Annotated in this window: 11 protein-coding genes; 5 read left to right on the forward strand and 6 right to left on the reverse strand. The window is 58.4% G+C overall.

From position 1 onward, the window contains the following. Positions 1–61: 61 nt before the first annotated feature. Genes Q1B13_RS03180 through Q1B13_RS03190 form a run of 3 tightly spaced genes read right to left on the reverse strand, consistent with a single transcriptional unit; the run spans position 62 to position 3087 of the window. Positions 62–1108 (reverse strand): aldo/keto reductase, encoded by a 1047-nt coding sequence (locus tag Q1B13_RS03180; protein ID WP_299075819.1) that lies wholly within the window; start codon positions 1106–1108, stop codon positions 62–64. A gap of 37 nt (positions 1109–1145) precedes the next feature. Further along, positions 1146–1604: a DNA polymerase III subunit chi gene (locus tag Q1B13_RS03185; protein WP_299075822.1), complete on the reverse strand. Its 459-nt coding sequence runs from the start codon at positions 1602–1604 to the stop codon at positions 1146–1148. 4 nt (positions 1605–1608) lie between these two features. Continuing rightward, positions 1609–3087 (reverse strand): leucyl aminopeptidase, encoded by a 1479-nt coding sequence (locus Q1B13_RS03190; RefSeq protein ID WP_299075825.1) that lies wholly within the window; start codon positions 3085–3087, stop codon positions 1609–1611. Positions 3088–3316: 229 nt separating this feature from the next. Here Q1B13_RS03190 and lptG point away from each other — a divergent pair, with 229 nt between their 5' ends. The 5 genes from lptG (at position 3317) to rsmA (ending at position 9706) form a co-directional block, all read left to right on the forward strand. Next, positions 3317–4417, forward strand: a complete 1101-nt coding sequence (lptG, locus tag Q1B13_RS03195) for an LPS export ABC transporter permease LptG (protein WP_299075828.1) — start codon at positions 3317–3319, stop codon at positions 4415–4417. After that, positions 4417–6573, forward strand: a complete 2157-nt coding sequence (locus Q1B13_RS03200; protein ID WP_299075831.1) for an LPS assembly protein LptD — start codon at positions 4417–4419, stop codon at positions 6571–6573. Before lptG ends, Q1B13_RS03200 begins: the two co-directional genes overlap by 1 nt. Next, the gene (locus Q1B13_RS03205) at positions 6564–7817 is read left to right on the forward strand and encodes a peptidylprolyl isomerase (RefSeq protein ID WP_299075834.1); all 1254 of its coding nucleotides are present in this window, start codon (positions 6564–6566) and stop codon (positions 7815–7817) included. Before Q1B13_RS03200 ends, Q1B13_RS03205 begins: the two co-directional genes overlap by 10 nt. Next, a complete protein-coding gene (pdxA, locus tag Q1B13_RS03210; protein WP_299075837.1) occupies positions 7814–8779 on the forward strand; it encodes a 4-hydroxythreonine-4-phosphate dehydrogenase PdxA in 966 nt (321 codons plus the stop codon). The genes Q1B13_RS03205 and pdxA overlap by 4 nt, the downstream gene beginning before the upstream one ends. A gap of 84 nt (positions 8780–8863) precedes the next feature. Beyond that, positions 8864–9706 (forward strand): 16S rRNA (adenine(1518)-N(6)/adenine(1519)-N(6))-dimethyltransferase RsmA, encoded by an 843-nt coding sequence (gene rsmA / locus Q1B13_RS03215; RefSeq protein ID WP_299075840.1) that lies wholly within the window; start codon positions 8864–8866, stop codon positions 9704–9706. Positions 9707–9770: 64 nt separating this feature from the next. Here the strand turns inward: rsmA and Q1B13_RS03220 are convergent, their stop codons facing one another. From Q1B13_RS03220 to prfA, 3 genes are all read right to left on the reverse strand, one after another. Next, positions 9771–10358, reverse strand: coding sequence for a DUF4167 domain-containing protein (locus tag Q1B13_RS03220; RefSeq protein ID WP_298934801.1), 588 nt, complete (start codon positions 10356–10358; stop codon positions 9771–9773). A gap of 237 nt (positions 10359–10595) precedes the next feature. Then, the gene (gene prmC, locus Q1B13_RS03225) at positions 10596–11441 is read right to left on the reverse strand and encodes a peptide chain release factor N(5)-glutamine methyltransferase (RefSeq protein ID WP_299075843.1); all 846 of its coding nucleotides are present in this window, start codon (positions 11439–11441) and stop codon (positions 10596–10598) included. Continuing rightward, positions 11438–12493, reverse strand: coding sequence for a peptide chain release factor 1 (prfA, locus tag Q1B13_RS03230; RefSeq protein ID WP_299075846.1), 1056 nt, complete (start codon positions 12491–12493; stop codon positions 11438–11440). Before prfA ends, prmC begins: the two co-directional genes overlap by 4 nt. Positions 12494–12503 lie beyond the last annotated feature (10 nt).

Raw genomic sequence — 12503 nt, forward strand, 5'->3', positions numbered from 1 at the left:
ATCTGGCCGAAAAATATCCCGAGGGAGTCACCGCAGGTGATGGGGGCAGAGCCCCCTTCCCTCAATAGGGCATCGGGTGCGCCTTATGGGCGGCACTGATCTCGGCCAGAACGTCTTTTGACAAGTCCAGATCAGCCCCAGCCAGAATGTGCTCCAACTGGCTCACCGTCGTGGCCCCAAAAATCGCGGACATCATGAAGGGGCGTGATCGGCACCAAGCCAGCGCCATATGCGTCGGGTCCAGACCATGTCGCACGGCAATTTCAAGATAAGCCGCGACCGCACCGAAGACGCGTTCGTATTTGCGCCCGCCCATCTCGGGAACCAGCGACATTCGAGAGCCTTCGGGCACCGCTCCGTCCTGATACTTGCCCGTCAGAAACCCGGCGGCGAGCGGGGAAAACGCCAACAATCCCACATCCTCGTGCATGCTGAGTTCAGCCATATCCGTGTCATAGAGACGGCACAGAAGCGAGTATTCATTCTGAACCGATGCCACACGCGGCCCGCCGGTTTCCTCTGCCAGTCGCAGCCATCGCGCCGTGCCCCAGGCGCTTTCGTTCGACAGACCAAAGGCGCGAATAGTTCCCCTATCTACCTCTGCCTGCAACGCCTCAAGACACTCCTGCATGTTGTCAACAACTTCGTCGGTATTGTGGCCGGTTGGCGCATAGCTCCAGTTCTGTCGAAACATATAGCTGCCGCGATTGGGCCAGTGAAACTGATACAAATCGATGCAATCTGTCTTCAGTCGCCGCAGAGACCCTTCAATCGCCTCGGGGATCGTCTGACCCGAGATCGGCGCCCCGTCCCGGGCATGCGAGAACCCCGCCCCCGAGTGTTTGGTGGCCAGAACATAGCTGTCCCGGCGCGCCGAATTGGCGGCGTTCCAATTGCCAAGGATTTCTTCGGTGCGCCCAACGGTTTCTTTCGAGATCGGGTTCACCGGATACATTTCGGCCGCATCGACAAAGTTGATCCCGGCCTCAAGCGCCATGTCCATCTGTTGATGCGCGTCTGCCTGGGACGTTTGGGTGCCAAACGTCATGGTTCCAAGGCACAGATCCGACACCATGATTCCGGTGCGGCCCAAGGGCTTCATTTCCATCCGTCACTCTCCTGAAAATACGTTCGAAGACAAAGCGCTATGCCTCGGCCTTCTTTTCCCACCGCCCCGATTCCTCGGACCAGTATTGCGCAGAACATCCCGCATCGGTCAGATCTTTCCACTGACCCCGCGCCTGCTGAACAGCCTGGTCATCATTGCCGTCGAACAGGATACAAACCCGCTCAAGCGTCCCAACCTCGCTGGGATCAACCACTGCGCCGTCGACCGCCATGAGACAGGCCGGATCATTGGCGGCATCGGCCTCAGTCGTCAGCAATATGGGTTGTGCCTGGTCATGTGGCCCACCGGCACGGCCATGCGGCAGAAATCCCTCTTCGGGTCCCAGCCACAGTTTTTCATCCAGCCAATCCAACCGTGCAGGGTCGGTGCCCCGCACGGCAATCCGCCACCCGGCCTGCCGCGCCTTGTCCAACAGGGCTGGCAAGGTCCTCTCTAACGGCTGGCGGGTCAGGTGATAGAAATAGACGGCCCCCATCAGATTATTCTTCAGCAGTCTCGAAATTGTCCTGCACGAAGCGGCTTAGCGCGCGCACGCCCCAGCCGGTCGCCCCTTTCGGCGCGTAAGACGTCTCTGTGGTGACCGAGGCGACACCCGCAATGTCCAGATGAATCCAAGGCGTTTCTTCTTTGACAAAGCGTTGGAGGAACTGCGCAGCCGTGATCGATCCCGCCGGTCGGCCACCCACATTCTTCATGTCGGCAATGCGCGACTTTAACAGCTTGTCATACCCGGCGCCCAGCGGCATCCGCCACGCCCCTTCATCTTCTGCCTTGGCGGATTTCAGGAACGCATCACAGAACGTATCGTTGTTCGAAAACACACCGGCATTCTCGTGCCCCAGACCGATGATCACCGCGCCGGTCAGTGTTGCCAGATCGATCATGCCAACCGGTTCGAACCGCTCCTGCGCGTACCACATGACATCACACAGAACCAAACGGCCTTCGGCGTCGGTATTAATAACCTCGACCGTATCACCCTTCATTGACGTCACCACATCACCGGGACGTGTTGCGTTACCTGAGGGCATGTTTTCCACCAGCCCGACCAGCCCGACCACGTTGGCTTTGGCCTTGCGCTTGGCCAGGGCCCGCATAGTGCCGGCCACCACACCCGCACCGCCCATATCCATGGTCATGTCTTCCATGCCGCCTGCAGGCTTCAGCGAGATGCCACCGGTATCGAACACGACACCCTTGCCGACCAACGCGAGCGGGGCGTCGCCCTTGTCTCCGCCTTTCCAGTGCATGACAACGACTTTTGACGGGCTATCCGAGCCCTGCCCGACGCATAACAGCGTGCGCATGCCAAGCTCTGCCAATTTATCTTCTTCCAGAACTTCGACCTCAAGGCCCAGATCTTTCATCTCGGCCAGGCGATCCGCAAACTCGGTGGTGGTCAGAACATTCGCAGGCTCGTTGGTCAGATCCCGCGTCATCCGTACACCATCCGCGATTGCGTATAGAGGTGCGAACGCTGCTTCGGCTTCTTCGTGTTTCGAGTGGCCAATGAACACCGCCCCGGCACCGTCGCTTTCCTTGGTTTTATGCGCGTCAAAGTCGTAGCTGCGCAGGGCAATCCCCATCGCAAGATGTTCGACATGCACCTGATTTCCCGCCATCACCAATACATCTTTGCTGCCCGCCAGTTTGGCCACGGCGGCACCGGCTGTACGCGCTTCGTCATGTTCGGGGCGGCGCGGGAGAACCAGAACGTCCAATGCCTCAGCCGCCATACCCGCGGGCCAAGCCAGAGAGATCACGTCGCCTGATTTGGACTTCCCAAATTTCTCACTTTCCACCAGCCGTGCAACAGCGCCTTTGGTCAACCGGTTCGCGCGGCGCGCAGCCGGGCTCATTTTACCGTCCGACGGAATAATGATCACGACGCGCCCTTCGGCCTGCGCCATTGCGTCTACGTCGAAGGCCTGAAAATGGATCGGTACAAGACTGCTCATTGCAAACTCCTCAAAATCTGTTCCCCAAGACCTAGCCTGCGCTGCCCAACTTGACCAGATAGCAGTTTTCCCCGTCTCGCAATTGCATTAAGGTCCCGAAAAAATAACCGGCGGGCTCGGGGGAGAATGAAGTGGCACCAAACGGCAGGCATAGGCCGTCGCGCATTATTAAATGCGTGGTCGATTCCGGCCTGAACCCCCACTTCACAAGCTTAACGAGGGCACGCCCGTGATCCTCGATCGTTACTTCGCCCGTAGATTTCTGCAGAGTTTTCTGGTCATAGGAGCCATTTTCCTGACCCTGATGATTCTGATCGACCTGATCGAACAGGTGCGCCGCTTTAACGATGTTGATTTGTCCTTTGGACGTTTACTGCACTTGACCCTGCTGAACACACCGGCCGCAATCAGCGAAATGCTGCCCTTGCTGGTCATTTTGTCCACAATTGCACTGTTTGTTGGGCTGGCGCGTACATCCGAACTGGTGGTGACCCGCGCCACGGGCCGGTCCGGCATCCGTGCGCTGGTGGCCCCTGTCCTGCTGGCGCTGACTATCGGTGCGCTTGCCGTGGCGTTGCTGAACCCGATCGCAGCGGCCACTTCTGAAGAATTTCAGCGCCTGTCCGATTCCTATCGCAACAATGGCAGTTCTGCGCTGTCGATCAGCAGCGAGGGTCTTTGGCTGCGGCAAAGTGCTGAAAACGGTCAGGCTGTGATTCACGCCCGTGGCACCTCGAATGGAGATACGCTGGGTCTGAATGACGTGACCATCATTACTTTTGCCCCCGATGGCAAACCAACTCAACAAATCATCGCTGACCGAGCCGAGCTGCAGGATGGAAAATGGGTGTTGTCGCAAGCGAAAATCTGGACGCTGCAGGATGGGCAGAACCCAGAATTCAACTCGGTGGCGCATGACCGGTTAGAGCTGCCAACATCACTGACGCGCGAACGCATTCTGGATACTCTTGGGCAACAAGACTCGGTCTCGGTCTATGACCTCCCACAGCTGATATCGGATCTGCGCGAGGCCGGGTTTTCGACCAAACAATACGAAGTCTGGCTCCAGGCCCAACTGGCCCGCCCCTTCTTCCTGGTCGCAATGGTCTTGATCGGAGCAGCCTTCACCATGCGCCATGTCCGTTTCGGTGGTACGGGAATTGCCGTGCTGACGGCCGTTCTGTTGGGCTTTGGTATCTATTTCATCCGCAATTTTGCGCAAATTCTCGGGGAAAACGGACAATTGCCCATCTATGTCGCTGCCTGGGCGCCGCCCTTTGCCGCAATCTTACTGGCTCTCGGCTTGCTCTTACATGCGGAGGATGGCTGATGCGGCACATTGTTGCTCTGCTGCTGACAAGCGCAATTGCCTTGTCGGTTCCCGATGGCCTTGTTGCGCAAACGACAACGCTGCAGGCGCAAGGATCGCAGGAACAGCAAGAACCCGCCCTTCTGGTCGCCGATAAGGTGTTCATCACCTCAGATCGCGCCCTTGTGGCCGAGGGCAATGTCGAGGCGTTCCAGGGCGACATCAAATTGTCTGCGAGGCGCGTTGTCTACAACCGGGAAACCGGCGAGCTGACACTGGAAGGCCCCATTCGCATCGATCAGGGTGGTCGGTCCACGGTTCTTGCCGATTCCGCCCAGCTAGACAGCGGCATTCAAAACGGCCTGCTGATCGGCGCGCGGATGGTGTTTGACCAGCAAGTTCAAATTGCGTCGGTGCAAGCCCAAAGGGCATCGGGCCGCTATACGCAATTCAGTAAGGTCTCGGCCACCTCATGTCATGTCTGCGACAATGGGAAGCCGCCGCTGTGGCAAATTCGGGCCCGCAAGGTCACGCATGATCAGCTGGAACGACAACTCTATTTCGAAGGCGCGCAGCTTAGGGTGCTGGACTATCCGGTATTCTATTTCCCTTACCTGCGCCTGCCTGATCCGACCCTGGACCGCGCGACAGGCTTTCTGGTCCCGTCGATCCGGACAACCTCGCAATTGGGCACAGGGGTGCAGGTCCCGTATTTCTTCAAGCTGGGTGATCACAAAGACCTGACGCTGACGCCCTACCTCTCGCCCAAAACCACAACACTGGGCTATCGATACCGTCAGGCGTTTGTGAACGGCCGCATCCAGATCGAAGGCGCCTATACACGAGATGATGTGCAGCAGGATCAGGACCGCGGCTATCTGTTTGCCAACGGCTGGTTCACCCTGAAGAACGACTACCGTTTTACCTTCAATCTTCAAACCGCGTCGGACGATGCATATCTTGCCGATTACGGCCTGCCGGATCTGGATCGCCTGCGCAGCGAAATTGCGTTAGAACGGATCAAACGCGACACAGCGTTCAGAACCAGTCTCATTCACTACAAAACCCTGCGCGACAGCGAAAATCAGGACGAGATTCCGTCGCGCGTGTTTGATCTGAACTACCAGAAACGCTTTTTTCCAAGCACACTTGGGGGCGAAGTCCGGCTCAGCTTTATCGGTCATGCCCATGAACGCACCAGCGACGAAGATGTCGTCGGGCGGGACATAGCCCGGGCAACGTTTGATGCAGAGTGGTTGCGCAGCTGGACCTTTGCCTCGGGCCTGCGGGCAGATGCCCAGCTTGGGGCGTCGATTGACACGTTCAACATTCGCCACGACAGCAACTTTCCCACGGAAGTCACCCGTTCGACCCCGCGCGCGGCCCTCACCCTGCGCTATCCGATGACCCGGCGTGAGAAATCCGGCGCGACCCAATTCCTTGAACCGATTGCGCAATTTGGCTGGACAGATGTTTCTGACACCGACGTCCCCAATGACGAAAGCACCTTTCAAGACTTCGATCAGGGCAACCTACTATCGCTGTCACGGTTCCCCGCAGAAGACCAACGAGAAGATGGTGCGACAGCGGTCGTGGGCCTCAATTGGGCCCGGTATGCTGCAAATGGCTGGCAGGCGCTGGCTACGGTTGGTCAGGTGTTCCGGGCGGATGCCGATCCGAATTTCAATCTGACGTCCGGATTACAAGGCACATCCTCAGACCTGTTGTTGGCGGGCCAGATCCGCACTGCCAATGGCTGGTCACTTGCCGGGCGCGGCTTGTTGGATAGCGATCTGAGTTTTGTCAAAGCCGAGGTTCGCGGCGCTTGGGAGAAAGATGGTGCCGGCGTGTCAGGCAGTTACATCTGGCAAGAAACAGACCCCGCTGAAAATGCAACCGATGAGATCTCTGAGATTTGGCTGCTTGGGCGGTACCCAATCGATCAAAACTGGCTAACAGAAGCCGAAGCTCGCTATGATTTCGCAGAATCCGAACCCATCCGCCTTGGGCTCGGTGTGACCTACCAGAACGAATGCGTTCAGGTTAACATGTCCGTAACGCGACGCTTTACTTCAACATCAACTATTGAGCCTTCGACCGAATTCGGCTTTACCCTGTCGCTGACAGGTTACGCCCTCGAAGGTGGTGGCCAAACATACAAGAGAAAATGCAGTTGATATCAGGTTTCTTCAGGTTTCTTCGTTCCGGTTGGCTTAAACCGGTTGCTCCGGCTTTGATCGCCGCGTCGCTTAGCTTCGTTGCGCCGCATGTCAGTGCCCAAGGTTTGTTCTCACCTGCGATACGCGTCAATCAGGACATCGTCACGTGGTACGAATTGGACCAAAGGCTTCAGTTTCTGACTGTGCTGGGCATTCCCGGCGGCTCGGATGAGGAAGTCCGACAGGCTTTGATCGATGACAGGTTGCGTAAACAAGCGATGAACGAGGCTGGAATTCAGGTTGCCCCCGAAGATGTGCAATTGGGAATCGATGAATTTGCAGCGCGCGGACAATTGACGACAGAACAATTCCTGCAACTGCTCGGCGAGGCCGGCGTTGCACCTGAAACCGTTCGGGACTTCGTGGCAGATCAATTGTCCTGGCGCGACTACATCAGTTCTCGCTACCTGTCTCAGGCCCGCCCGACGCAAGACGAAATCAACCGCGCTTTGGGACAGGCAGGTGGTGGCGGGCTGCAAGTTTTGTTGTCCGAGATCATTATTCCCGTAAACCCCCAGACTTTGGCCCAGACCGAGCTTTTGGCAGAAGAAATTGCCCAATTACAGGGGTTTGATGCGTTTTCTGCCGCAGCCGCGCAATATTCCGCAGCGTCCACCCGCGACAATGGCGGACGCCTGGATTGGCTCAATATCTCCAACCTGCCACCTGCTCTGCAACCGGTGATTCTGGGCCTGCAGAATGGCGAGGTCACTGATCCGATCTCTCTGCCAAATGCCGTCGCTCTGTTTCAGCTACGTGGTCTACGCGAAGTTGCAACAGGCGCACCCAGATACTCCAAGATCGACTACGCCATTTACTACCTGCCCGGCGGCCGCAGCGCCGACACGCTGGCAACTGCTGCGCGTTTGAAAGAAGAGATCGACACTTGCGATGACCTCTATGGCATCGCGAAGGATCAGCCGCGCGAGGTTCTGGATCGCATCGACGCAGCCCCGTCCGAGATTCCGCGCGATGTGGCCGTCGAACTGGCCAAACTTGACCGAAACGAAGTGTCGACAACGCTAACCCGCAACAATGGCCAAACGCTGATGTTCCTGATGCTGTGCAACCGAACTCGCGACCTGGGTGAAGACACGTCACGCGAAGATGTGGCCAATGCCCTGACCCAGCAGCGCCTGCAAGCCTTTGCCGACAGCCTGCTGGAACAGCTACGGGCCGACGCAACCATTACCGAGCAATGACGGCTCCTATCGCGCTTAGCTGCGGTGATCCGGCTGGAATCGGCCCGGAAGTCGCAGCCAAAGCGTGGAATCACCTGCGTGACGCCTGCCCGTTTGTCTATATCGGCGATGCCGCTCACCTGCCGGATGAAACGCCCACGCAAGTGATCGAAGACCCGTCGCAAGCGTCACGAGTCAGTTCAACCGCCTTGCCAGTGCTGCAACTAGAGTTCCCGTCCGCGAACAGACCCGGCGATCCCGATCCAGCAAACGCACCGTCGGTCATTGATGCCATCGAACAGGGGGTTGCTTTGGTGCAATCCGGCAAAGCTTCGGCGCTGTGCACCGCCCCGATCCATAAAAAGGCGCTCATCGACGGGGCCGGGTTCGCCTATCCCGGCCATACCGAGTTTCTCGCCGCGCTGGCCGGGCGTAACCGCGTGGTGATGATGCTCGCCAGCGATCAGCTGCGCGTGGTTCCTGCGACCATCCACATTCCGTTGTCACGCGTTCCTCAGGAACTCACCCCAGGGGTGTTGCGCGAAACTATCGCGATCACCGCTGAAGGCCTGCGGCAGTATTTCGGCATCCCTCACCCGCGACTTGCCGTCGCCGGTTTGAACCCCCATGCCGGCGAGGGAGGCAAAATGGGCACCGAGGAGCTGGATTGGATCGCGCCGCTGCTGTCGGACCTGACCAGCGACCACTACACGGTTACCGGCCCGCTGCCTGCGGACACCATGTTCCACAGCGCCGCCCGCACCCGCTATGACGCGGCGATTGCGATGTATCACGATCAGGCCCTGATCCCGATCAAAACGCTGGATTTTGACCGCGGTGTCAATGTGACGCTGGGTCTGCCCTTCATACGCACCTCACCTGACCACGGCACTGCACTGGATATCGCGGGAAAGAACATCGCCAACCCCACCAGCCTGATCGAAGCTCTGAAACTCGCCCAACGGATGGCACAGACCCCTTGATGCTTCATCTGGCCAAAAATATCCCCGCCGGAGGCAAAAAACCTCTGGCACCACGCTGCCTTTCCGCGCCACGGTAGTCAGATCATGAGCGCCATCGACACACTTCCCCCATTGCGCGAGGTTATCGCGTCACACCAACTGTCCGCCCGCAAGTCGCTGGGTCAGAACTTTTTGCTGGACCTCAACCTGACTGCCAAGATCGCGCGCCAGGCCGGTGATTTGCAAGACTGCGATGTTCTGGAAATCGGCCCAGGCCCCGGAGGTCTGACACGCGGCTTGTTGTCCGAAGGCGCGCGCAAGGTTGTCGCCGTGGAAAAAGACACCCGGTGTATCGCCGCCTTGAATGACATTGCCGCGGCCTATCCCGGCAAGCTTGAGGTGATCAAAGGTGATGCGCTGGAAATCGATCCTCTGGCTCATCTGACGCCGCCGATCCGGGTCGCAGCCAACCTGCCATACAATGTCGGAACCGAGCTTTTGGTGCGTTGGCTGACGCCACCAGAATGGCCCCCGTTCTGGCAAAGCCTGACGCTGATGTTCCAACGCGAGGTGGCCGAGCGCATCGTTGCCCAACCCGGCAGTAAAACCTACGGGCGTCTGGCCATTCTTGCCCAGTGGCGCGCCGAGGCGCGTATTGCCATGTCCCTGCCGCCGGGCGCGTTCACTCCGCCGCCCAAAGTCTCCAGCTCGGTCGTTCATCTGACTGCCCTGCCCGAACCGCGCTATCCGGCAGATGCCGCCACTTTGTCCCGCACAGTTGCCGCGGCCTTCAACCAGCGGCGTAAGATGCTGCGCGCGTCCCTGAAGGGCGTCGCCCCGGACATCGAAGACCGCTTGATCGCCGCCGGTATCAAGCCTACAGACCGCGCCGAGCAAATCTCGCTCGAAGCGTTTTGTGCATTGGCCCGTGAAATTCGAAAAACCTGATACAATAAAAAGAAAACCCCGGCGCATATACCGGGGTTTCTTAACTCAAAGCCTGTTGGGCTGACTATTCAGCAGCCTCAGGCGTATCGCCATTGTCACCGGTCGTTTCCGGTTTGGGTGCCGGTTTCGGCTTGCGGGCGCGAGGTTTGCGCGCTGGCTTTTCCTTGCGCTCTGGCGCCTCGGAACCTTCTGCAGGCGCATTGCCCTGGCTTTCGGGGGTTTCGACCAGCCCGCTTTCAGGCGCAGCTGCCTCGGACCCGAAATCCATGACGTCGGGCTGCGGCGTCTCGGCCGGATCAGACTGACGGGCGGCTTCGCGTTCCTGACGCTCGGCGCGTTCACGATCGCGTTCTGCCTGGCGTTCGCGGTTCTGGCGCTCCTGCTCTTCGCGGCGCGCTTCCATCTCTTTCTGTGCTTCGCTGAGCAATCGCAAGTAATGCTCAGCATGTTGCTGAAAGTTCTCGGCCGCAACACGGTCATTGCTCAGCTGGGCATCGCGCGCCAACTGATTGTACTTATCTATGATTTGCTGCGGTGTGCCACGCACCTTTCCTTCCGGACCCGAGCTGTCAAAAACCCGGTTTACGACGTTGCCGCCAGAAGGACGATTGCGGTTATTCTTGGCCCGCGAGCGGGATTTGGAAGATCTCATCTACTTTACGTCAGCCTTGTCATTCGCTGTCGATCAACCCGTACCTTACGCTGCTCAGAGGCTTGTGCCGTAACGCGTCATCGACTTTTTGGGCTTGGCGTCAGGGGCGCGCTGAAACAGCGTCTACCTCGCCGACTAATCCTGAGTAAACATGTCCTGCGCGTACAGACAAGAGGATTCTCGGATTTTTCTCAGCTTTTTTACCGAGATCGGCGTTTTTCGGCCTCAGTTTTGCGTTTACCTAGGCATTCTGGCACCAACCACGCGGTCGCGCCTATCCAGATCGGGGATTATCCGGATGTCAGCCAGACCTGATGCATCCAACAAGGCGGACACTTGCGCGGCTTGTGTGGGGCCAATTTCGAGCAATATACGCCCGCCAGGCATCAGAAAGTCAGGCGCGCCTGCGGCAATGTGGCGATACGCGCCCAACCCATCGCCCTCGTCCGTCAAAGCCAACCGGGGTTCATGCTCACGAACCTCCGGCGATAATTCGTTCATCTCGGCCAGCGATATATAGGGCGGGTTCGACACGATCAGATCAAACACGTCGTTAACGCCGTCAAACCAATTGGATTTGCGAATATCGATCCGCTCCTGAACATTGTGTTTCACGGCATTTGCGCTGGCCTGCAGGCAGGCGGCTTCGCTCACATCTACACCCACACCTGTTGCACTGGTACGCTCGGCCAGCAAAGTGACCAGGATACAGCCTGAGCCTGTTCCCAGGTCCAAAACATGATCAAAAGGCTCGCTCAGCGCCGCCTCGATCAAGGCCTCGGTCTCAGGCCTTGGGTCCAAAACATCACTGCTGACGCGGAATCCGCGCCCATAGAATTCGCGTTCGCCCAATAGATGCGAAACCGGCACCCGGATAGCGCGCAGCGAGATCAACTGATCATAACGCTCAGAAATCTCAGGCGACAGTTCTTCGGGCGCGATCAACGTAACACGGCTGGCTTCTATCCGGGCGGCATGAGCCAGCAACACACGCGCATCCCGCGCCGGATCGTCCACACCAGCTGCGCGCAGCCGCGCCGTTGCGGCCACCATCGCCTGCGCGGCTGTCTGCATTCCTGTCATTGCGCCATCTCAGCAAGCAAACGCGCCTGATCGTCGGCGGTCAGCGCGTCAATCACCTCATCCAGATCGCCCTGGATCACCTGATCCAGCTTATAAAGCGTCAGGTTGATACGGTGATCGGTCATGCGGCCTTGCGGAAAATTATAGGTTCTGATGCGCTCGGACCGATCACCCGATCCCACCTGACTGGCCCGATCGGCCGAACGTTCGCTGTCGATCCGCTGACGTTCCTGATCATAAAGGCGTGTTTTCAACACCTGCATGGCAATTTCACGGTTGCGGTGCTGCGACTTCTCGGAACTGGTCACCACCAGACCACTGGGCAAATGCGTGATCCGCACCGCCGAATCGGTGGTGTTCACATGTTGCCCGCCAGCGCCTGACGATCGCATCGTATCGATCCGGATGTCATTGGCGTCGATCTGGATGTCTACGTCTTCCGCCTCGGGCAGGACCGCAACCGTCGCGGCCGAGGTATGAATGCGCCCGCCACTTTCGGTTTCAGGAACCCGCTGCACCCGGTGAACGCCGGATTCGTACTTCATCCGGGCAAAGACATTTTCGCCTTTGATATGGGCCACAACCTCTTTGATACCACCCAGATCAGAGGCCTGTTCCTCGATGATCTCGAATTTCCAGCCGCGCGCCTCGGCATAGCGCTGATACATCCGCAGCAAATCTCCGGCAAACAGAGCGGCCTCATCCCCGCCGGTTCCGGGCCGGATTTCCAGCATCGCTGGCCGGGCATCCGCGGCATCTTTGGGTAAAAGCACCAGTTGCAGCGCATGTTCCGCCTCGGGGATACGCGACTGCAATGCAGGAATTTCTTCCTCGGCCAGTTCTTTCATATCCGGGTCGGTCAGCATAGCCTCGGCATCGGCCAGATCGGTGACCAGCTGACGCCAGGCCATGATCTGATCGACCACCGGTTTCAGATCAGAATATTCTTTCGCCAGCGTCGCGATGTCTCCGCCCGAGGCACCATCGGCCATGGCTGCTTCGAGGTATTGAAAACGCTGGGTGATCTGTTCAAGTCGTTCTTCGGGGATCATCCGGGCGGTG

Origin of the sequence: uncultured Ruegeria sp., from assembly GCF_947489545.1 — a bacterium.
Classification (GTDB): Bacteria; Pseudomonadota; Alphaproteobacteria; order Rhodobacterales; family Rhodobacteraceae; genus Ruegeria.

Coding starts and splice junctions, on each gene's coding strand:
- Q1B13_RS03180 (WP_299075819.1), bottom strand. CDS start 1,108: ATGGAAATGAAGCCCTTGGGCCGCACCGGAATCATGGTGTCGGATCTG.
- Q1B13_RS03185 (WP_299075822.1), bottom strand. CDS start 1,604: ATGGGGGCCGTCTATTTCTATCACCTGACCCGCCAGCCGTTAGAGAGG.
- Q1B13_RS03190 (WP_299075825.1), bottom strand. CDS start 3,087: ATGAGCAGTCTTGTACCGATCCATTTTCAGGCCTTCGACGTAGACGCA.
- Q1B13_RS03200 (WP_299075831.1), top strand. CDS start 4,417: ATGCGGCACATTGTTGCTCTGCTGCTGACAAGCGCAATTGCCTTGTCG.
- Q1B13_RS03205 (WP_299075834.1), top strand. CDS start 6,564: ATGCAGTTGATATCAGGTTTCTTCAGGTTTCTTCGTTCCGGTTGGCTT.
- pdxA (WP_299075837.1), top strand. CDS start 7,814: ATGACGGCTCCTATCGCGCTTAGCTGCGGTGATCCGGCTGGAATCGGC.
- rsmA (WP_299075840.1), top strand. CDS start 8,864: ATGAGCGCCATCGACACACTTCCCCCATTGCGCGAGGTTATCGCGTCA.
- Q1B13_RS03220 (WP_298934801.1), bottom strand. CDS start 10,358: ATGAGATCTTCCAAATCCCGCTCGCGGGCCAAGAATAACCGCAATCGT.
- prmC (WP_299075843.1), bottom strand. CDS start 11,441: ATGACAGGAATGCAGACAGCCGCGCAGGCGATGGTGGCCGCAACGGCG.
- prfA (WP_299075846.1), bottom strand. CDS start 12,493: ATGATCCCCGAAGAACGACTTGAACAGATCACCCAGCGTTTTCAATAC.